The organism is Nonomuraea sp. NPDC050547 (assembly GCF_044457345.1).
Classification (GTDB): domain Bacteria; phylum Actinomycetota; class Actinomycetes; order Streptosporangiales; family Streptosporangiaceae; genus Nonomuraea.
This window is the reverse complement of the sequence record NZ_JBITGW010000026.1, coordinates 25,201-44,296: the sequence shown is the minus strand read 5'-3', so window position 1 is coordinate 44,296 and position 19,096 is coordinate 25,201. Positions and strand designations below refer to the sequence as shown.

Genomic DNA, 19,096 nt, shown 5'->3' with positions numbered 1-19,096 from the left:
ACCCTAGAACGCCACGGGCAGCGCGGAAAGCGAGCGCAGGATCGAACCGCTCAGCCGCCACGAGAGCTCGTCCTCACGGCAGTCGAGCCGCAGGTCCGGCAGCCGCTCCAGCAGCATCGCGAAGGCGACCTGGGCCTCCAGGCGTGCCAGTGGCGCGCCCAGGCAGAAGTGGATGCCGTGGCCGAAGGAGACGTGCCGGGTGTCCTGGCGGGCCACGTCGAGCCCGTCGGGGTGCGCGTTGGCCCGCGGGTCGCGGCCGGCGGCGCCGATGGAGACGTGGACGAAGGCGCCCTTGCCGACCGGCGTTCCGGCGATCTCCAGGTCCTCGACGGCGATCCTGAACGTGCCGCGCTCGACGGGCGCGTCGAAGCGCAGGAACTCCTCCACGGCGTTCGGCACCAGCTCGGGGCGGCTCCTGAGCAGCGCGAACTGCTCCGGGTCGCGCAGCAGGGCCAGGGTGCCGTTGCCGATGAGGTTGACGGTCGTCTCGTGCCCGGCGATCAGCAGCAGCGCCAGCGTGGACAGCAGCTCCTTGTCGTCGAGCTCGGGGCTGGTGACGAGCACGCTGACCAGGTCGTCGCCGGGCGCGGCGCGGCGCGCGGCGATCAGGTCGGCGAAGTAGGCGCGCAGCGACTCGGTGGCCCGCGCCCGGCTGGCCTGCTGCTCCTCGTCGATCGCGGGATCGACCAGCGCGGCCGACCATTCGCGGAACAGCTCGCGGTCCTCGGCCGGTACGCCCATCAGCTCGCAGATGACGACGATCGGCAGCGGGAAGGCGAAGTCGGAGACGAGCTCGGCCCGGCCCCGGCCCTCGATCACGTCGAGGAGCTCGCCGGTGATCTGCTCGATCCTGGGCCGCAGCAGCTCGATGCGGCGCGGGGTGAAGGCCCGCTGAACGACCTTGCGCAGCCGCGTGTGGTCGGGAGGGTCCGACATGAGCATGTTGTCGGCGAGGATCGGATCGCCGACGCGGACCGCGTCGCGAAACCACTCCGGGCCGCTGTCGATGTTCTTGGACAGTCGCGGGTCGGCCAGCGCCGCCCGGCCGTGCTCGTAGTCGACCACCACGTACGCCTCGGCGCCCGGCGGGAAGTCCACCCGGTGGATCGGGCCCTTGGCGCGCAGCTCCGCGTACATCGGGTACGGGTTCGCGCTGAACTCGGGCGAGAAGAAGAACTCGAAAGGCAGGTTTTCCGGCATGCGGCCACTCCTTTGGGTCCAGATCCACTCTGGCTCCGCGGAAGCGGCCGATCAGCCGCTTGTGACGGGAATCACCATCACTTGGTGGACATCTTGACATCCTTGATGATGAAGGGGTTCTTCGGCGCCGTGGAGCCGCCGTCGCCCGTGATGTCGTCCGGGTTGACGATGAAGCCCTCCTTGGACGCCTGGTCGATGATCTCGAGGCCGCTGGTCACCGTGCCGAGGATCGAGTAGGCCGGGTCGAGCTGCGTGTTCTCGTCCGACATCGAGATGGCGAACTGGCTGGAGTTCTGCCCCTGGGCGTCGGTGGGCTGGGTCAGGAAGACCACGCCGCGGGTGTACGGCATGGCCCCGGCGGCCTCGTCGCCGTAGACGTAGCCCGCGGTGCCCTGGCCGTCGGTGGGGCTCTTGCCGTCCGCCTTGGCCAGCGCGTCACCGCACTGCAGCAGGAACAGGCCCGAGTTCTCCGGCACCACCAGGCGGTGGCACTTGGTGTTGTCGTAGAAGTTCTTCTTGGCCAGGAACGCCATGGAGTTGACCGTGCACGGGGTGAACTTCGGGTCCACCTGGATCACGATGTCGCCGCGGTTCGTGACCACGGTCATCGTCTTGATCTTCAAGGAGTCGCCCGGCTTCTTGGGCGGGAACCCGACGAACTTCTTCGGGACGTCCTGCGTGTCCTTGGTGTACGTGCAGCTGATCGGGCCGGTCTTCGGCGTCATCGACGGCTCGGGCTCCGAGGAGGCGCTGGACGACGGGGACGGCGAGGACGTCGCCGCGACCTTCTTGGCGTCGTCGCCGCCGCCGAGGAGGGTGGTGGCGGCCACGATGCCGCCGGCAACCAGGACCAGGGCCACGCCGCCGCCGATGAGGGTGTTACGCCTGCCCTTGGCGTTCTCCCCAGCAGCACGCCGCGCCTGCCGCTCCTTGTGCTCTCGCGCCAGCTCGCTCTGGCGGTCGTCGCCGCTCACGGATATGTCCTCCATCTTTGCCGACACATGACCAAACAACTTCGCGAATGCTACCGGCCTCCCTTATGTGGTGTACGTAAGTGGCGGAAGGGACGGGAACCAGGTCCTTGCCTCATACGTAGTTGAAATGAGAACGGAGTGCTGCCATGTTCAACGAGATCCTCGGGCTCCCCGCCCACCCCCTGATCATCCATTTCGCCGTGGTGCTGACGCCGCTGCTCGTGGCCGTTTCCGTGGTCTACGCCGCGGTCTCGCGCTGGCGGCCCCAACTGGCCTGGGCGGTGGTGGCCCTGTCGGTGCTGGCGCCCGGCGCGGTCTTCGCGGCCAGGCAGAGCGGCATGGCGCTGAAGGAGGCCCGGTTCGCCACCGCCGACGGCGACCTGGGCCGGCGCATCGCCACCCACGAGAGCTTCGCCACCCCGCTGATGCTGTCCACGCTGGCCCTCGGCGCCCTGTCGCTGCTGCTGGTCTTCGCCGCCCGCAACAAGACCGTGGGGCTGGTCCTTTCCGTGCTCACGGTCGTGGCGGCGCTCGTGGCCGCGTACTACGTGTTCCGCGCCGGCGACTCGGGAGCGAGAGCGGTGTGGACCCTGTAGTCTCGATTTGTGGATAGCCTGTTCGATTCGGCGGCGGAGGAGGCCACTCCGCAGCCGCTCGCCGTGCGGATGCGACCTCGCGCCCTCGACGAGGTGATCGGCCAGCGGCACCTGCTCGGTCCCGGCACGCCGCTGCGGCGGCTGGTCGAGAGCGAGGCGCCGATGTCGCTGTTCCTCTGGGGGCCGCCCGGCACGGGCAAGACCACGCTCGCGTACGTGGTCTCCAACGTCACCAAGCGCCGCTTCGTCGAGATCTCCGCCGTCTCGGCGGGCGTCAAGGACGTGCGCGCCGCCATCGACAACGCCCGGCGCGAGCTCGGCATGACCGGCCGCCAGACCGTGCTGTTCGTCGACGAGGTCCACCGCTTCAACAAGGCCCAGCAGGACGCGCTGCTGCCCGCCGTCGAGAACCGCTGGGTCACCTTCATCGGCGCCACCACCGAGAACCCGTACTTCTCCGTCATCTCCCCGCTCCTGTCGCGCTCGCTGCTGCTGACCCTGGAGTCGCTGTCCGACGACGACATCCGCGCCGTCCTGGAGCGCGCCGTCGCCGAGGAGCGCGGCCTGGGCGGCCGCGCGAGCCTGGCCCCGCAGGCCCTCGACCATCTCGTACGGCTGGCGGGCGGCGACGCCCGGCGCTCCCTGACCTACCTGGAGGCGGCGGCGCTCCTGGCCGACGACATCACCGTCGAGGTGGTCGAGAAGGCCGTCGACAAGGCGGCCGTCCGCTACGACCGCCAGGGCGACCAGCACTACGACGTCATCAGCGCCTTCATCAAGTCGATGCGCGGCTCCGACGCCGACGCCGCCCTCCACTACCTGGCCCGCATGATCGAGGCCGGTGAGGACCCCCGTTTCATCGCCCGGCGCATCGTCATCTTCGCCTCCGAGGACGTCGGCATGGCCGACCCCACCTGCCTGCAGACCGCGGTGGCCGTGGCGCAGGCCGTCCAGCTCATCGGCCTGCCGGAGGGTCAGATCAACCTGGCGCACGCGGTCATCCACTGCGCGATGGCCCCCAAGTCCAACGCCGTGGTGAAGGCCATCGGCGCCGCGGCGACGGACGTGCGCAAGGGCCTCATCGGCCAGGTGCCCGGCCATCTGCGCGACGCCCACTATCCGGGCGCGGCCAAGCTCGGCCACGGCGACGGCTACAAGTACCCGCACGACTTCGACCACGGCGTCGTCCGCCAGGACTACGCGCCGGAGCAGGTGCGCGAGCGCCGCTACTACGAGCCGACCAGGCATGGCGCGGAAGCGCCCGTCGCCGAGCGGTGGGCCAAGATCCGCGCCTTCCTCCGGGGCGAGTGAGCGCCGTGCACGGCACGCTGCACCACGTCGAGCTGTGGGTCGACTCCCTGAGCGAGGTGCTGCCCGGCTTCTCCTGGCTGTTCGAGCGGCTGGGCTACGCGCCGTTCCAGAGCTGGGAGGGCGGGCGGTCCTGGCTGCTCGGCGGCACCTACGTGGTGCTGGAGGAGTCGCCGGCCCGCGTACCCGGCCGCCACGACCGGCTGCGCGCCGGACTCAACCATCTCGCCTTCCACGTGGACGACCCCGACGCGCTGGCCGAGGAGGCGCGCGAGCACGGCTGGACGCTCCTGTTCGCCGACCGCCACCCTTACGCGGGCGGCCCCGCCCACCACGCGGCCTACCTGGAGAACGCCGCGGGCTTCGAGATCGAACTGGTGCGCGCCACCGGCTGAGTGCGACCCGGGTCTTCTGCCCGGCCCCGGTCTGCCGTAAGGTTTGAGCGTTCGATTAAAGCATTCGGTTAAGGGGTTCGCGATGGAGCGGAATGCCGCCCGCATGACCTTGGCGGGCGTGGTGAGCGCGCTGTTCGCGGCGATGGCGGCCTACAAGCTGCTGCACGCCGGAGGGCTGGAGCAGACGGCGGTGTTCTACGTGGGCGTGCCCGCGGTCATCGCCATCACCGTGGTGCTGGTCGCCAAGCCGCGCTCGGCCATCGGGCTGGTGATGGCGGTCATCACCGTCGCGCTCGCGCTCGCCGGCCCGCTGCTGGGCGAGGGGATCGTCTGCCTGGTCTTCGCCGCGCCGCTGTTCTACCTGGTGGGGGCGCTGTTCGGGGCGTTCGCCGACTATCTGCGCGCCCAGGGGCCCAGGGGCCCGCAGATGCTCGCCGCACCGCTGCTCCTGCTGGTCGTGCTCGAAGGGGCGGGCGAGGCCACGTCGATGCCACGCGAGGAGGTGGTCAGCGCGTCCGTCACCGCGCCGGGGGGCGTGGCCGCCGCGCTGGCCGCGCCGCCCCGGTTCGCGCCCTACACCTCGGTCCTGCTCAAGCTCGGCTTCCCGCGGGCGCTGTCGGCGAGCGGCACCGGGCTCGAGGCCGGCGCGACGCGCGAGATCGTCTTCAGCCCGCGCCGCTCCCTGGGCATCGGCGCCGAGCCCGAGCCGCGCTCGATGACGCTGAGGGTGAAGGAGAGCGCCCCTGGCCGGGTGGTGTTCGAGGTGGCCCGCGACACCACGCTGGCCCGCTGGCTGGAGCTGCGCGAAGCCGCGTTCACCTGGAACGGCGGTCGCCTCACCGTCGCGCTGAGCTACCGCAGGACCTTCGACCCCTCCTGGTACTTCGGCCCGATCCAGCGCCACGCCGCCACCGAGGCCGCCGGCTACCTGGCCCGGACCTTCGCCGGTGCGCGGTGAGCGCCGCCCTGATCAGAGGGCTCGGCCTGATGCTGCCGCTGGCCGCCGTCCTCGTGGCGGCCCTGCTCGCCGCGCGCGCCGGCCGGCTCGGTCCGCCGCGCGCCGCCGCCGCCATCCTGGCCACCGGCTGGAACGCCATGGTGCTCATGGCCGTCAACCAGGGCGGCTGGTGGACCTTCCACGCCGAGGGCGGCACGCTGGCCGGAGTACCACTCGACCTGCTGCTCGGCTGGGCGCTGCTGTGGGGCGCGCTGCCCGCGCTGGCCTTCCCCGACGCACCTCCGGCGCTCGGCGCCGCGGGACTGGCCTGGTTCGACCTGGCGGTGATGCCGCTGGCCGAGCCCGTGGTGGTGCTCGGGCCCGACTGGCTGTACGGCGAGGCGGTGGCGGTCGGCCTCGCGCTCGTGCCCGGACTGCTGCTGATCCGCTGGACCGTGCGGGGGACGCTGCCGATGGCCCGCGCCGGGTTCCAGGTGGTGCTGGCCGTAGGGCTCGGGGTCGTCGCGCCCGTGCTGCTGCTCGGGGTGTGGCGGCAGCCCGCGTGGGTGCTGGCGCTCATGGCGCAGGCGCTGGCGGTGCCGTTCGTGATGGGGGCCTCGGCGGTCCGCGAGTTCGCGAGGACGGGCGGGGGCACGCCCTTTCCCTACGACCCGCCCCGGCGGCTGGTGACCGGCGGGCCTTACGCCTATGTGCGCAATCCCATGCAGGTGGCGATGACCGCCGGGTATGTGCTGCTGGCCGTACTCGACGTGCGCTTTCTCGCCGCCGCGGCGATCAGCCTCGCCTACGGCGCCGGGCTGGCCGCCTGGCACGAGGGCGAACAGCTCACGCGGCGCTTCGGCGCGGACTGGGCCGCCTACCGGGCCGCCGTGCGGGCCTGGCTGCCGCGCCGGCGGCCGGCCGCGGTGCCCGCGACCGTGTACGTGGCGGCCACGTGCGGGCAGTGCTCCCAGGTCGGCGCCTGGATCGAGCGGCGCGGCCCGGTCGCGCTGCGGGTCGTGGCCGCCGAGACCCACCCGGCCGGTCTGCGCCGCATCACCTACGAGCGCGCCGACGGCCTGCGGGCGCAGGGCGTCGCGGCCGTCGCGCACGTGCTCACCCACATCCACCTGGGCTGGGCGCTGGCGGGCTGGCTGCTCCTGCTGCCCTGCCTGAACGGCTTCGCCCAGCTCTGCGTGGACGCGCTGGGCGGCGGCCCACGCGAACCGGCCTGACCGGCACCCGAACCTCCCCCGCCCCTCGGCCCTTCACCCGGGCCCGCCCCTGCGTTTCACCCGGGCCCGGCTTTCGGCGTTTCAGCGAGCCCGCCGAGGTCCGTGCCCGTGTCGGGGAGCGCGCAGGGGACGCGGTGCGATGGCGGGTGACGGCGGCGGCACGTGCGCCGACGGGCGCGCTGCGTCCCGCCGCCGGCCTTTGATGCCCTCTTCTGTCGGGAGGACGCGATAGGGTCTTGGCGTTCCGGCCCAGCGTAAGAGGGAGATGAGCGGAGTGCTTACCGCTGGAGAGGTCGCCGGGCTGATCGCCGCCACGGGCTGGATAGTCCTGGTCTGCGTGCTGGCCATGGTGCTCGTCAAGCTCGCCCGGCTGCTCACCGAGACCACCAAGATGGTCTCCGACCTGAGCGAGCGGGTGGTGCCGTTGCTCGAAGACGTCAGCGTCACGGTCAACGAGGCCAATCGCCAGCTCGTCGCGGTCGAGGCGATCACGAAGGACGTCAAGCAGGTCAGCTCGCACGCGGCCAAGCTCAGCGGGGTGACCCAGACCATCTTCACGGGCCCGCTGATCAAGGTCTCGGCGCTCAGCTACGGTGTGCGCAGGGCGATCCAGGCCCGCCGTCCGCGCCCCCGGGTGAGGCGGCACCGATGATCCGCCGCCTGTTCTACCTGTCGCTCGGCGCGTTCACCGCGGTCTGGGTGATGCGCAGGCTGCAGGCTCTGCGTCCCGAGCATGTGGCCCGCCGTACCGTGGACAACGCGGCGGGGCTCCTGGAGCAGGTGAGAGACTTTACCTCGGACGCGCTCGGCGAGGCCGCCGAGCGCGAAACCACGTTGCGCGCCCGCTTCGGGCTCGACAACGGTGACAACCACCACTGATTGCAAAGGATGGCTGACATGGAGTCGGCAGAAATCGCTCGCCGCTTCCTGCGCTTCTTCGAGGAGCGTGGGCACAAAGTAGTGCCCTCGGCCAGCCTGATCGCCGAAGACCCCACGTTGCTGCTGGTGCCCGCGGGCATGGTCCCGTTCAAGCCGTACTTCCTGGGGCAGCGCAAGCCTCCGGCGGCCCGGCTGGCCAGTGTGCAGAAGTGCGTGCGCACGCCCGACATCGAAGAGGTCGGCAAGACCACGCGCCACGCGACGTTCTTCCAGATGCTCGGCAACTTCTCCTTCGGCGACTACTTCAAGGACCAGGCGATCCCCTTCGCCTGGGAGCTGCTGACCAACGCGGAGTCCGACGGCGGCTTCGGCTTCCCGGAGGAGAAGCTCTGGGTGACGGTCTTCCTCGACGACGACGAGGCGATCGACATCTGGCACAACAAGGTCGGCGTGCCCATGGAGCGCATCCAGCGCCGCGGCCTGGAGGACAACTACTGGCACATGGGCGTGCCCGGCCCCGGCGGCCCCTGCTCGGAGATCTACTACGACCGCGGCCAGGAGTACGGCAGGGACGGCGGCCCGGTGGCCGACGAGGACCGCTACCTCGAGGTCTGGAACAACGTCTTCATGCAGTACCAGCTCAGCGCGGTGCGCTCGAAGACCGACTTCGACGTCGCGGGCGAGCTGCCGGCCAAGAACATCGACACCGGCATGGGCCTGGAGCGCATGGCGACGATCCTGCAGGGCGTCGACAACCTCTACGAGATCGACACCACCTACAAGATCCTCGACAAGGCCGCCGAGCTCACCAAGACCCGCTACGGCCGCGACCCGCGCGCCGACATCAGCCTGCGGGTGATCGCCGACCACGTCCGCACCGGCACCATGCTGGTCGCCGACGGCGTCGCGCCCAGCAACGAGGGCCGCGGCTACGTGCTGCGCCGCATCCTGCGCCGCTCGATCCGCAACCTGCGCCTGCTGGGCTCGGGCGAGGAGCGCTACATGCACGAGCTCACCGACGTCACCATCGACGCGATGGGCGAGACCTACCCCGAGCTCAAGGCCGACGCCCCGCAGATCCACGCGGTCGTCGACGCAGAGGAGGCCTCCTTCCTCGGCACGCTGCGCACCGGCACCGCGATCTTCGACGTCGCGGTCGAGGAGACCAAGCGCAAGTCCGGCAGCACGCTCTCCGGCGACCAGGCCTTCCAGCTCCACGACACCTACGGCTTCCCCATCGACCTCACCCTGGAGATGGCGGCCGAGCAGGGCCTGCGGGTCGACGAGGACGGCTTCCGCCGCCTCATGAAGGAGCAGCGCGAGCGCGCCAAGGCCGACGCGAAGGCCAAGAAGACCGGCAACGCCGACATCTCCGTCTTCGGCACGCTGCTGGAGAAGGCGGGCAAGGTCGAGTTCCTCGGCTACGACGCCACCGAGGCCGACTCCACCATCCTCGGCATCCTCGTCGACGGCGCCACCGTGCCCGTCGCCGGCAAGGGCACCACGGTCGAGATCGTGCTGGGCCGTACCCCCTTCTACGCCGAGGGCGGCGGCCAGCTCGCCGACCAGGGCGTCATCCGCACCGGCAGCGGTGAGGCCGAGATCCTCGACGTGCAGTCGCCCATCGGCGGGCTGGTCGTCCACCGCGGGCGCGTGCGCGAGGGCGAGATCAGAGCCGGCGACGAGGCGCACGCCGAGATCGACATCGAGCGCCGCCGCGCGATCTCCCGCAGCCACAGCGCCACCCACCTCGTCCACCGCGGCTTCAAGAACGCGCTCGGCGAGACCGCGGCGCAGGCCGGTTCGGAGAACTCGCCCGGCCGCTTCCGCTTCGACTTCACCGCCGCGGGCGCCGTGCCGCAGAGCGTGCTGCGCGACGTCGAGGACGAGGTCAACGCCGTCCTCATCAACGACCTCCAGGTCAACGCCTTCTACACCACGCAGGCCGAGGCGCGCGCCATGGGCGCCCTGGCCATGTTCGGCGAGAAGTACGGCGACGAGGTCCGCGTCGTCGAGATCGGCGACTACTCCCGCGAGCTGTGCGGCGGCACCCACGTCCACAGCTCCGGGCAGCTCGGCCTGGTCAAGGTGCTCGGCGAGCAGTCCGTCGGCGCCGGCGTGCGCCGCGTCGAGGCGCTGGTCGGCATCGACGCCTTCCGCTTCCTGGCCCGCGAGAGCCTGCTCGTCGCCCAGCTCACCGAGCAGCTCAAGGCCCGCCGCGAGGAACTGCCCGAGCGGGTCGAGGGCATCGTCTCCCGGCTGCGCGCCGCCGAGAAGGACCTGGAGAAGCTGCGCTCGGCCCAGGTGCTCCAGATCGCCGGCGAACTCGCCTCGCAGGCGCGTGACCTGCACGGAGTCTCCTTCGTCGCGCACCGCGCGCCTGATGGAACCGGTGCCGACGACCTGCGTAAGCTCGCGCTTGATGTGCGCGGCAGGTTCCCGGCCGACCGCCCGGCGGTCGTCGTGATCGCCGGGGCCCCCACCGAACGGCCCGTGGTGGTTGCCGCGGTCAACGAGGCGGGACGCGAGCGTGGTCTCAAGGCCGGGCGACTGGTCGGCGTCGCCGCCAAGGCACTTGGGGGTGGCGGTGGCGGCAAGGACGATGTCGCGCAGGGCGGTGGCACCGACGCGGGCGCCGTCGCCGAGGCGCTGCAGGCAGTCGAGCGGTCCGTCGGTGAGCAGCTCACCTGACATGAGGTTCGGCACAAGGCTCGGCGTCGACGTCGGGTCGGTACGCATCGGCGTGGCCCGCAGCGACCCCTCGGGGCTGCTGGCCACCCCGGTCGAAACGGTCAGGCGCGGCAAGGGCGACCAGACCAGGATCGCGGCGATCGCCGCCGAGCACGAGGCGATCGAGGTGATCGTGGGCCTGCCCACCTCGCTGTCCGGCCGTGAGGGGCAGGCCGCCGAGCTGGCCCGCGCCTTCGCCCGTTCGCTGGCGGTACGGCTGGCGCCCATCCCGGTCCGGCTCTACGACGAGCGGCTGACCACGGTCGCCGCCCAGCAGGGGCTGCGGGCCAGCGGGGTCAAGGCCAAGAAGCAGCGCGGGGTCGTCGACCAGGCGGCGGCCGTGGTGCTGCTGCAGGACGCCCTCGACCGGGAACGCGCCACAGGCGAGCCACCGGGCAGACCCGTCGATCCGCCCGCCGGGGCGGACGACGGGGCTGCCCGGTGAGCGGACACGAGCACCCGGCCGGAGGCCCGGCCCCCGACCCCCGGCCCGACGAGCCGCCGTCAGAAGACTCACCGCCGGCGGAGCCTGCCGCCGCGGGTGCGCCGTCCACCGGTGAGCGGTCCGGGCATGGGGCCTTCGTGCCCGAGCAGGGCTCGCCAGGAGGCGAGCCGTCCAGGGCGGGGCAGGATCGGGCCCGGGACGGGGCCGGGCTGGCCGCCGCCGTTCCGCCGCAGGGCGGTGCCAAGGACGACCCGGGCTCGCTGGCCGCGGAACTGCTGGCCGGTGGGGAGATCGACGTGGCCGAGGAGGTCGGGGCGGAGACGGTGCCCCTGCCCGCCCAGCGCGGCCTCACCCGGCGGACCAAGGGGCTGCTGGTGGCCGGGTTCGCCGCGTCGGTCGTGGCGGTGGGTGTGGGTGGGTATGTGGTGGCGAAGCCGTACCTGCTGCCCGATGACTTCGACGGGCAGGGGAGCGGCGCGGTCACGGTGCGCATCCAGCCCGGCTCCAGTGCGGGAGAGGTCGGCGCGGCGCTGACGGCGGCGGGGGTGGTGGCGAGCGCGCGCTCGTTCATCAACGCCACCGAGCAGAAGGCGGTCGCCGACCGGCTGCGGCCGGGGCACTACCGGATGCGCAAGGGCATGGCGGCGGGGGCGGCCGTGGACATGCTGCTGCACCCGGGGTCGCGGGTGGTGAAGAAGGTGTCGGTGCCGGAGGGCATGCGGGCCGAGGAGGTGCTCCGGCGGGTGGCGGCCCAGGGCGGGCTGCCGCTGAACGAGCTGCGCTCGATCGACACCGACCTGCTCGGGCTGCCGGAGTACGCGCGAGGCGTGGAGGGGTTCCTGTTCCCGGCGACGTACGAGATCGAGCCGGACTCCTCGGCCACGGACGTGGTCGCGGCGATGGTGGAGCGGTTCAGGACGGCGGCCGGAGAGGTGAAGCTGGCCCAGCGTGCTCCCGAGGTGAACCTGACGCCGCTGGAGGTCGTGACGGTGGCCAGCATCGTCCAGGCCGAGGGCGGCAGGGACGCCGACTACCCGAAGATCGCCAGGGTGATCTACAACCGGATGGGACTGGGCATGCCGCTGCAGCTCGACACCACCGTGCTGTACGCCCAGAGCCGCCGCACACTCAAGGTCTCGGAGAAGGACACCAGGGTGCGCTCGCCGTACAACACCTACCTCCGTGCGGGGCTGCCGCCGGGGCCGATCTCCAACCCTGGAGAGAAGGCGCTGATGGCGGCTTTGAACCCTGCGGAGGGCGATTGGTACTGGTTTGTCACCACCGATCCGGAGCATAGAATCACGAAATTCACCGATAAAGAGAGTGAGTTTGTGAGATACCGGGAAGAGCTGAACGAATACCTCGGGACCAACTGATGCTCGTCGGGACACCCCCCGTCCCGCAGGGAGTCTCCCTGCGCCGCCCCGCGGAAGGGGCGCACGCACTCTCCGCGTCCCCTAGCATGGCTACTCAGAGTGATCATCGCTGGTCATCCGCATGTGACCGGCGGTTCCCCCCGTTCCGCTCGGTAACCCTCGCCGGTCTTGACGCCAGGCCGGTCATACCGGGAGATTGGCCATCGCAGCTATGAACGATCTCGACATGGACCTGCTCCTCGGCTCCGAGGACGACAACGGACGCTCGCGCCGCCAGAAGGGCAACGGCCGGCGCGGGCGCCGCCGTCGCCGCCGTCGCAATCGCGGCGGTTTCATGGCGCCGCTGCTCGCGCTCATCGTCTTGCTCGGCATCGTCGGCGGCGGTGGCTACTACGGCTACCTGTGGGTGAGCGACCGCCTCGTGCCCGGCGACTTCTCCGGCCCCGGCAGCGGCTCGGTCGCCCTGGAGATCAGGCAGGGCCAGAGCGCCACCGACGTCGCGGAAGAACTCGAGCGCCTCGGCGTCATCAAGGACTCCAGAGCCTTCATCAACGCCGTCACCAACTCCGGCAAGAGCGCCTCGCTCGTCCCCGGCCACTACACGCTGCGCAAGCAGATGCGCGCCTCGGACGCCGTCACCGAACTCGACGCGAACAACCGGCAGTACACCGAGGTGACGCTGCAGGAGGGCCTGCGCCTCAGCGACACCTTCACGCAGCTCGCCGACAAGACGAAGATCCCGGCCAAGGACTTCACCGCCGCCGCCAAGAAGTCCGGCGGACTCGGCCTGCCCGGTTACGCCAAGGGCCGCCTGGAGGGTTACGCGTTCCCCGCGACCTACCAGTTCCCGCCGAAGTCGAGCGCGGCCGCGATCCTCACGAAGATGGTCGACCGCTTCAAGGAGACCGCCGACCGGACCGGCCTGGAGGCGGGCGCCAAGGACCTCGGCCGCACCCCGCACGAGATCATGATCATCGCGAGCATCATCCAGGCGGAGGCCGGGCGCCAGGAGGACATGGGCAAGATCTCCCGCGTCGTCTACAACCGGCTCGCCCACCAGCCGGAGATGCACCTGAAGATGGACAGCACGGTCATGTACGCGCTCGGCAAGTACAAGACGGCCGCCACCTTCGCCGAGACGAAGACGCCGTCGAAGTACAACACCTACCTGCACCTGGGCCTGCCGCCCGGCCCCATCGCCAACCCGGGCGACCACGCGATCGAGGCCGCGCTCAACCCGACACCGGGCACGTGGCTTTACTTCGTCGCCACCGACCCGAAGAGCCAGGTCACCAAGTTCGCCACCACGGACGCGGAGTTCCAGGTGCTGCTGAACGAGTACAAGAAGAACGGCGGCTGAGCGGGCGGCGGCTCCCGCCCGTCGCGGACGTCTCCCGGAAGGGGCCCTTCCACCAGGGCCCCTTCCGCTACGGCGGGCACTTCTCGTCGCGGCGGGCCCTCTTCAAGGGCCTCTACCGTCGCGGCGGGCCCGTTTCCCAGGCTCTCCGTTGTGGCAGGCGCCCTTTTCGTTACGGCAAGCCACCCCGGCGCCACCCGCCGTCACGGGCGGGCGCAGGTCGTGGGGATCGCTTCTCACGTCGGACGCACTCCCCGCCGCGACGGCCCGCCCAAGTGGTGGTGTTCTTCCGGCCGCCGATGTCGGCCGGATCGGCGGCCAGGGGTAGGGTCCTGTGGCTGGAGAAGGAGGGGTTTCATGCGGGCAGCGGTACTCGGTTCGCCGATCGCGCATTCGCTCTCGCCGTACCTGCACAGGGCGGCCTACCGGGCGATGGGCCTCGACGACTGGACCTACGACGCCTTCGAGTGTGACGAGGCGGCGCTGCCCGCGCGGATGGCGGGCCTGCGCGGTGAGGCCGGGCAGTGGGCGGGGCTGTCGCTGACGATGCCGCTCAAGCGGGCCGTGCTGCCCCTGCTGGATACCGTCTCCGAGCTGGCCGTCGAGGTCGGCGGGGCCAACACGGTGGTCTTCCGGGACGGCTCCGCCCATGGTGAGAACACCGATGTCTACGGGATCGAGCGGGCGCTGGCCGAGGCGGGCGTGCCGCGGCCGGGTTCGGCGCTGGTGCTGGGCGGGGGAGCGACCGCCGGTTCCGCGCTGGCGGCCCTGCGGAACCTGGGGCTGGAGCGGGTGACGCTGGCCGTACGGGATGCGGGGCGGGCGGCCGGGACGGCCGCGGTGGCTGGGCGGCTGGGGGTGGCTCTGCGGGTGGCGCCGCTGGACGAGCTCGATGACCTGCTCGGGGTGGACCTGGTGATCTCCACGCTGCCCGGCGGCGCCGCCGACGGTCACGCGGGGTCGCTGGCGGGGGTGCCGGCGTTGTTCGACGTGGTCTACGCTTCGTGGCCCACGAAGGCGGCGGCGAGCGTGCTGGAGGCGGGCGGGCGCGTGGTGGGCGGGTTCGCGATGCTGCTGCACCAGGCGGTGCGGCAGGTGGAGCTGATGACCGGCCGCGCGGACGTGCCGGTCGAGGCCATGCGCGCGGCCGGCGAGGCGGAGATCCTCAGGCGGGCCAGTCAAAAGGGTTGATGATCCGCAGGTCGAGCCCGTTGAAGTCTTTGACGTTCCGGGTGACGAGCGCCCAGTTGCGGGTACGAGCGGTGGCGGCCATGAGACCGTCGACGACGGGAATGGGGCGGATGGCGTTGAACCGGCCCCACTCCTCGGCCACTTCGGTGGTGACAGGCAGGATCCGCAAGGCGAACTCGGCTTGGAGCCTGGTGAGCCAGGCCTCGTGCGCGGCGGCCCTTACCGGGTCGTGGCGCCTGGCGAGCTCGATGCCCTTGCGTATCTCACCCATGACCAGAACGCTCAGATAGAGGGTCGGCCCGTTGATCGTCTCCAGCCAGGCGGCCACCCCCGGATCCCGGTGGCGCTTGGTCATCTCCGAGACGACGTTGGTGTCCAGTAGATAGGTCACCAGTCGGTCCCCAGGTCAACCTCGCGGGGCAGATCGCGGGACCGGGTGAGGTCGAGGTCGCTGAGGTCGGGCCCGGACATGAGGAACTCCTTGAAGTCGGGCTCGCCTCCCTTGAGGCGCCGGTACTCGGCCATGTCGATGATCACGGCCACGTCCTCGCCGTGCCGGGTGACGATCTGGGGTCCTTCGTCGTGTGCCCGCCGCACCACTTCGCTGAAGCGCTGCTTGGCCTCCTGGAGCTGCCATGAGGACATGGACCCACCTCCTGTCTAGTCTGTCTAGATTAGCAAGCCGGCCCGGTAACACACAGTGATAGCAAGCCGACGCTCCCGGCGCGGGATGATTCGAAGAACTCGGTGTGTTGTGGTAACGTAACTCCCTGATCGGTCCGGCATGCCTTGCTGGACGCGCAAGCGGAGGTCTCCCTCCCACCTGAGTCGCCGCCCGGCGGCCGGGTCCAGGATCACGCCGGACTACTCCGGGGAGCTTACGGCCACGAAGCCGACGAGCTCAGTGGCCCCGCATGCGCGACGTGCGGGGCTTTTCGCGTGTACAGACACGTACGTGCGAAGCTCTCGGCACGACGAGCACGTAGGGACGCAAACCTAGGAGGCCCCATCAGCACTGAGCCCCGCATCAACGAGCGTATCCGAGTTCCCGAGGTTCGCCTCGTGGGCCCGAACGGCGAGCAGGTCGGCATCGTCTCCATTCACGACGCCCTCAAGCTCGCCCAGGAGGCCGACCTCGACCTCGTCGAGGTCGCGGCCACGGCTCGACCGCCCGTGTGCAAGCTCATGGACTACGGAAAATTCAAGTACGAGTCCGCGATGAAGGCGCGCGAGGCGCGCAAGAATCAGGCGCACACGATCATCAAGGAGATCAAGCTCCGGCCGAAGATCGACCCGCACGACTACGAGACCAAGAAGGGTCACGTGGTGCGGTTCCTCAAGGCGGGAGACAAGGTCAAAGTCACGATCATGTTCCGCGGACGTGAGCAGTCGCGTCCCGAGCTGGGCTTCCGGCTCCTGCAGAAGCTGGCGGAGGACGTCACGGAGCTCGGCTTCGTCGAGTCCCAGCCCAAGCAGGACGGCCGAAACATGATCATGGTGATCGGTCCGCACAAGAAGAAGGCCGAGGCCAAGGCCGAAAAGGCCGCAGCCAAGGCACAGCGTGGCGGCGAGGAGCCTTCTCTGGGTGAGGAAGCTTCCGTACCAGGTGAGGAAGTTTCCGCACAGGAAGCGTGACCCGCGGTTCGGGTTAGCCTTACACGGCAACCCCCGAACGACGCCACTGCCGTAACGAAGACGCCGCGACCGGGTCGGCCTGCACCGACCCGGCCACCGGCACGGACGAATTGAGGGAGAGACGGCGAGATGCCGAAGATGAAGACGCACAGCGGTGCGAAGAAGCGGTTCCGGCTTACCGGCACCGGCAAGGTCAAGCGCCGTCGTGCCGCTCGCGCGCACTACAACGAGTGGAAGTCCTCCACGCTGACGCGCCGTCTCAAGGGCGAAGTGATTGTCTCCGACAATGACGTCAAGAAGATCAAGAAGCTGCTCGCTAAGTAGCGCGAACCCCCGGGGAGATACAACATGGCACGCGTGAAGCGGGCGCTCAACGCCAAGAAGAAGCGCAAGGTCGTCCTCGAACGGGCAGCGGGCTACCGCGGCCAGCGGTCGCGGCTCTACCGCAAGGCCAAGGAGCAGATGCTCCACTCGATGACGTACGCCTACCGGGACCGCAAGGACCGTAAGGGTGCGTTCCGCCGTCTGTGGATCCAGCGGATCAACGCCGCCGCCCGCCAGAACGGCATGACTTACAACCGCCTGATCCAGGGACTGCGTCTGGCCCACATCGAGGTCGACCGCAAGATCCTCGCCGACCTCGCGGTGAACGACAGCCAGACCTTCGCCACGCTCGTCGAGGCCGCCAAGAAGGCGCTGCCGGCGAACGTGAACGCGCCGGCCGCGAGCTGAGGTTTTACGGTCAAGGGGCCCACCTCCGGTGGGCCCTTTTTGCATGGCACTGGGGGACAACGTGGAGCTGACCAACATCAGGGCGCCGCGGGTGAAGGCGGCCAGGCGCCTGGCCAAGCGTTCCTTCCGCGACCAGGACCGCAGGTTCGTGGCCGAGGGCCCGCAGGCGGTGCGCGAGGCGCTCAAGCTCGACGGCGTGACGCTGGAGCTGTTCGCCACCGCGGAGGCCGAGCAGCGCCACCCCGACCTGGTCGACGAGGCGCTCTCACGCGACCTGCCGGTGCACCGCGCCAGCGGCGAGGTGATGGCCGAGCTCTCGCAGACGGTCACCCCGCAGGGGCTGCTGGCCGTCTGCCGCTTCGTGCACGTCCCGCTGGAGGAGGCGCTCGACGGCGCCCCCCGCCTGGTGGCGGTGCTGGCGCACGTGCGCGACCCGGGCAACGCCGGCACCGTGATGCGGGCGGCCGACGCGGCAGGGGCCGACTCCGTGGTCTTCACCGACGCTTCCGTGGACCCCTACAACGGCAAGTGCGTACGCGCCAGCGCCGGCAGCCTGTTCCACCTGCCGGTGGTGATCGGCAGCCCGGTGGCGGGAGCCGTACAGGCGCTCAAGGACAAGGGACTTCGGGTGCTGGCCGCGGACGGCGCGGGCGAGCGCACCCTCGACGACGTGGACCTGTCCGGGCCGACGGCGTGGATCTTCGGCAACGAGGCGTGGGGGCTGCCGGAAGAGGTACGCGCGCTGGCCGACGACGTGGTGCGAGTGCCCATCTACGGGCAGGCGGAGAGCCTCAACCTGGCCACCGCGGCAGCAGTGTGTCTCTACGCGTCCGCACGGGCTCAGCGGGTGCCCTAGGGGCGCGGAAACCCGCTATTGTCGGCCATGTAGTCGAGGAGGCGGGGTCGTGCACGGCGAAGACAGCGAAGGTCGGGTGGTGGCCTCCGTGTGCACGATCGGCATCGACGACCTTCCTGACGGGGTCATCGTCACCGACAGGTTCGGCAGGGTGCTGGCGCTCAACAAGGCGGCCGCGAGGCTGACGGGCGTACCCGTCGAACGGGCGGTCGGACGGCACATGAACGACGTCTTCCCGCTGCGCGACCACGACGGCCGCGAGTGGTGGAAGGCCCTCGACCCGGAGGGCGGGCTGCGCACCCGCACCCGTGTCCCGGAACGCCCGCTGCATCTGCCCGGAGGCCAGGAGCTCCACGTGACCGCCCGGCTGGTCCGCGAGCCCGAGCGCCGCGGCGACGTCGAACGGGTGACGATCGTCCTGCGCGACGGCGGCGCCCGCGCCCGGCTGGAACGCAGCCGCGCCGACCTGGTCTCGACCGTCGCCCACGAGCTGCGCTCCCCGCTGACCAGCGTCAAGGGCTTCACCGCGACGCTGCTGGCCAAGTGGAGCCGCTTCACCGACGAGCAGAAGCGCGTCATGCTCGACACCATCAACACCGACGCCGACCGCGTCACCCGGCTGATCACCGAGCTGCTCGACGTCTCGCGCATCGAGTCGGGCCGCATGGAGGTGCACCGGCAGGTCGTCGACGTGCCCGCGCGGGTGCGCCGGGCCATCGCCGGGCGCGTGGCCGCGGGCGAGCCCGAGGACCGCTTCCGGCTCGCCGTCGCCGACCACCTGCCCGAGACCTGGCTCGACCAGGACAAGATCGACCAGATTCTCGGTAACCTGGTGGAAAACGCTTTGCGGCACGGACGCGGAACCGTGAGCATTGACGTTCAAGCCGTCGACTATGGAGTAGCCGTGTCTGTGCGCGACCAGGGTGAGGGCATCCGCCCCGAGCTGGCCACGCGCGTCTTCCGGCAGTTCTGGCGCGGCAACAGCCGCCGGCGCGGCGGCACCGGGCTTGGCCTGTTCATCGTCAAGGGCCTGGTCGAGGCGCACGGCGGGACGATCACCGTGCAGCGTGCTCCCGAGGGCGGGGCCGAGTTCCGATTTATGTTGCCCACCGGCACGCCTGACTTCGCGTAGGTCATCGGCTCCGGTGGGCCAGCACTAGACTCAGTCTCGCTCAAGCCCTGGATACGGAGCTCTCTCTTGTCTGACTACGACCCTGTCGAGGTCACGCCCCTGCATGCCGACGAGCTGT

20 protein-coding genes and 1 pseudogene are annotated in these 19,096 nt (G+C 70.6%); 17 read left to right on the top strand and 4 right to left on the bottom strand.

All coding sequences use genetic code 11. The features are described from left to right. Positions 1 to 3: 3 nt before the first annotated feature. Together ACIBHY_RS47580 and ACIBHY_RS47575 are read right to left on the bottom strand one after the other, a co-directional pair. On the bottom strand, positions 4 to 1,200 hold the full coding sequence (locus ACIBHY_RS47580; RefSeq protein ID WP_397310236.1) for a cytochrome P450: 1,197 nt from the start codon (positions 1,198 to 1,200) through the stop codon (positions 4 to 6). Between the two features lie 77 nt (positions 1,201 to 1,277). Beyond that, entirely contained in the window at positions 1,278 to 2,174 is an 897-nt protein-coding gene (locus ACIBHY_RS47575; RefSeq protein WP_397310235.1) for a peptidylprolyl isomerase, read from the bottom strand. 146 nt (positions 2,175 to 2,320) lie between these two features. On the opposite strand from ACIBHY_RS47575, the gene ACIBHY_RS47570 reads away from it, so the two are divergent. From ACIBHY_RS47570 to ACIBHY_RS47515, 12 genes are all read left to right on the top strand, one after another. Next, the gene (locus tag ACIBHY_RS47570; RefSeq protein WP_397310234.1) at positions 2,321 to 2,770 is read left to right on the top strand and encodes a DUF2231 domain-containing protein; all 450 of its coding nucleotides are present in this window, start codon (positions 2,321 to 2,323) and stop codon (positions 2,768 to 2,770) included. A gap of 69 nt (positions 2,771 to 2,839) precedes the next feature. Next, complete coding sequence (locus ACIBHY_RS47565; RefSeq protein ID WP_397258463.1) at positions 2,840 to 4,081, top strand: replication-associated recombination protein A; 1,242 nt, start codon at positions 2,840 to 2,842, stop codon at positions 4,079 to 4,081. Positions 4,082 to 4,086: 5 nt separating this feature from the next. Continuing rightward, positions 4,087 to 4,473 carry a VOC family protein gene (locus ACIBHY_RS47560; RefSeq protein WP_397310233.1) on the top strand — a complete coding sequence of 129 codons (387 nt, stop codon included), beginning with the start codon at positions 4,087 to 4,089 and terminating at the stop codon, positions 4,471 to 4,473. A gap of 82 nt (positions 4,474 to 4,555) precedes the next feature. Continuing rightward, positions 4,556 to 5,431, top strand: coding sequence for a hypothetical protein (locus tag ACIBHY_RS47555; RefSeq protein WP_397310232.1), 876 nt, complete (start codon positions 4,556 to 4,558; stop codon positions 5,429 to 5,431). Continuing rightward, positions 5,428 to 6,645, top strand: coding sequence for a methyltransferase family protein (locus ACIBHY_RS47550; protein ID WP_397310231.1), 1,218 nt, complete (start codon positions 5,428 to 5,430; stop codon positions 6,643 to 6,645). Before ACIBHY_RS47555 ends, ACIBHY_RS47550 begins: the two co-directional genes overlap by 4 nt. Positions 6,646 to 6,910: 265 nt before the next feature. Then, on the top strand, positions 6,911 to 7,297 hold the full coding sequence (locus ACIBHY_RS47545) for a DUF948 domain-containing protein (RefSeq protein ID WP_397258385.1): 387 nt from the start codon (positions 6,911 to 6,913) through the stop codon (positions 7,295 to 7,297). Further along, positions 7,294 to 7,524 (top strand): hypothetical protein, encoded by a 231-nt coding sequence (locus ACIBHY_RS47540; RefSeq protein WP_397096907.1) that lies wholly within the window; start codon positions 7,294 to 7,296, stop codon positions 7,522 to 7,524. Before ACIBHY_RS47545 ends, ACIBHY_RS47540 begins: the two co-directional genes overlap by 4 nt. 18 nt (positions 7,525 to 7,542) lie before the next feature. Further along, a complete protein-coding gene (gene alaS, locus ACIBHY_RS47535) occupies positions 7,543 to 10,215 on the top strand; it encodes an alanine--tRNA ligase (protein ID WP_397310230.1) in 2,673 nt (890 codons plus the stop codon). A 1-nt stretch (position 10,216) separates the two neighbouring features. Continuing rightward, positions 10,217 to 10,699, top strand: coding sequence for a Holliday junction resolvase RuvX (ruvX, locus tag ACIBHY_RS47530; protein ID WP_397258381.1), 483 nt, complete (start codon positions 10,217 to 10,219; stop codon positions 10,697 to 10,699). Beyond that, entirely contained in the window at positions 10,696 to 12,075 is a 1,380-nt protein-coding gene (gene mltG / locus ACIBHY_RS47525; protein ID WP_397310229.1) for an endolytic transglycosylase MltG, read from the top strand. The genes ruvX and mltG (ACIBHY_RS47525) overlap by 4 nt, the downstream gene beginning before the upstream one ends. Positions 12,076 to 12,286: 211 nt before the next feature. After that, the gene (gene mltG, locus ACIBHY_RS47520) at positions 12,287 to 13,435 is read left to right on the top strand and encodes an endolytic transglycosylase MltG (RefSeq protein ID WP_397258377.1); all 1,149 of its coding nucleotides are present in this window, start codon (positions 12,287 to 12,289) and stop codon (positions 13,433 to 13,435) included. Between the two features lie 354 nt (positions 13,436 to 13,789). Next, positions 13,790 to 14,623: a shikimate dehydrogenase gene (locus ACIBHY_RS47515; RefSeq protein WP_397310228.1), complete on the top strand. Its 834-nt coding sequence runs from the start codon at positions 13,790 to 13,792 to the stop codon at positions 14,621 to 14,623. Here the strand turns inward: ACIBHY_RS47515 and ACIBHY_RS47510 are convergent. Together ACIBHY_RS47510 and ACIBHY_RS47505 are read right to left on the bottom strand one after the other, a co-directional pair. Continuing rightward, positions 14,598 to 15,014 carry a type II toxin-antitoxin system VapC family toxin gene (locus ACIBHY_RS47510; RefSeq protein WP_397310227.1) on the bottom strand — a complete coding sequence of 139 codons (417 nt, stop codon included), beginning with the start codon at positions 15,012 to 15,014 and terminating at the stop codon, positions 14,598 to 14,600. The genes ACIBHY_RS47515 and ACIBHY_RS47510 overlap by 26 nt on opposite strands. Beyond that, a complete protein-coding gene (locus ACIBHY_RS47505) occupies positions 15,011 to 15,268 on the bottom strand; it encodes a type II toxin-antitoxin system Phd/YefM family antitoxin (protein WP_184961806.1) in 258 nt (85 codons plus the stop codon). Before ACIBHY_RS47505 ends, ACIBHY_RS47510 begins: the two co-directional genes overlap by 4 nt. 363 nt (positions 15,269 to 15,631) lie before the next feature. Here ACIBHY_RS47505 and infC point away from each other — a divergent pair. The 5 genes and pseudogenes from infC to ACIBHY_RS47480 form a co-directional block, all read left to right on the top strand. Beyond that, positions 15,632 to 16,144: pseudogene (infC, locus tag ACIBHY_RS47500) on the top strand (translation initiation factor IF-3); the annotation flags it as partial. Between the two features lie 243 nt (positions 16,145 to 16,387). Then, positions 16,388 to 16,582 (top strand): 50S ribosomal protein L35, encoded by a 195-nt coding sequence (gene rpmI, locus ACIBHY_RS47495; RefSeq protein WP_379624731.1) that lies wholly within the window; start codon positions 16,388 to 16,390, stop codon positions 16,580 to 16,582. Positions 16,583 to 16,606: 24 nt separating this feature from the next. Then, positions 16,607 to 16,990 (top strand): 50S ribosomal protein L20, encoded by a 384-nt coding sequence (gene rplT / locus ACIBHY_RS47490; RefSeq protein ID WP_184961802.1) that lies wholly within the window; start codon positions 16,607 to 16,609, stop codon positions 16,988 to 16,990. Positions 16,991 to 17,033: 43 nt separating this feature from the next. After that, positions 17,034 to 17,846: a TrmH family RNA methyltransferase gene (locus tag ACIBHY_RS47485; RefSeq protein WP_397258369.1), complete on the top strand. Its 813-nt coding sequence runs from the start codon at positions 17,034 to 17,036 to the stop codon at positions 17,844 to 17,846. Between the two features lie 49 nt (positions 17,847 to 17,895). After that, complete coding sequence (locus ACIBHY_RS47480; RefSeq protein ID WP_397258367.1) at positions 17,896 to 18,978, top strand: ATP-binding protein; 1,083 nt, start codon at positions 17,896 to 17,898, stop codon at positions 18,976 to 18,978. The last annotated feature ends 118 nt before the right edge of the window (positions 18,979 to 19,096 follow it).

Coding starts and splice junctions, on each gene's coding strand:
- ACIBHY_RS47580 (WP_397310236.1), bottom strand. CDS start 1,200: ATGCCGGAAAACCTGCCTTTCGAGTTCTTCTTCTCGCCCGAGTTCAGC.
- ACIBHY_RS47570 (WP_397310234.1), top strand. CDS start 2,321: ATGTTCAACGAGATCCTCGGGCTCCCCGCCCACCCCCTGATCATCCAT.
- ACIBHY_RS47565 (WP_397258463.1), top strand. CDS start 2,840: ATGCGACCTCGCGCCCTCGACGAGGTGATCGGCCAGCGGCACCTGCTC.
- ACIBHY_RS47555 (WP_397310232.1), top strand. CDS start 4,556: ATGGAGCGGAATGCCGCCCGCATGACCTTGGCGGGCGTGGTGAGCGCG.
- ACIBHY_RS47545 (WP_397258385.1), top strand. CDS start 6,911: ATGAGCGGAGTGCTTACCGCTGGAGAGGTCGCCGGGCTGATCGCCGCC.
- ACIBHY_RS47540 (WP_397096907.1), top strand. CDS start 7,294: ATGATCCGCCGCCTGTTCTACCTGTCGCTCGGCGCGTTCACCGCGGTC.
- alaS (WP_397310230.1), top strand. CDS start 7,543: ATGGAGTCGGCAGAAATCGCTCGCCGCTTCCTGCGCTTCTTCGAGGAG.
- ruvX (WP_397258381.1), top strand. CDS start 10,217: ATGAGGTTCGGCACAAGGCTCGGCGTCGACGTCGGGTCGGTACGCATC.
- mltG (WP_397258377.1), top strand. CDS start 12,287: ATGAACGATCTCGACATGGACCTGCTCCTCGGCTCCGAGGACGACAAC.
- ACIBHY_RS47515 (WP_397310228.1), top strand. CDS start 13,790: ATGCGGGCAGCGGTACTCGGTTCGCCGATCGCGCATTCGCTCTCGCCG.
- ACIBHY_RS47505 (WP_184961806.1), bottom strand. CDS start 15,268: ATGTCCTCATGGCAGCTCCAGGAGGCCAAGCAGCGCTTCAGCGAAGTG.
- rpmI (WP_379624731.1), top strand. CDS start 16,388: ATGCCGAAGATGAAGACGCACAGCGGTGCGAAGAAGCGGTTCCGGCTT.
- rplT (WP_184961802.1), top strand. CDS start 16,607: ATGGCACGCGTGAAGCGGGCGCTCAACGCCAAGAAGAAGCGCAAGGTC.
- ACIBHY_RS47485 (WP_397258369.1), top strand. CDS start 17,034: ATGGCACTGGGGGACAACGTGGAGCTGACCAACATCAGGGCGCCGCGG.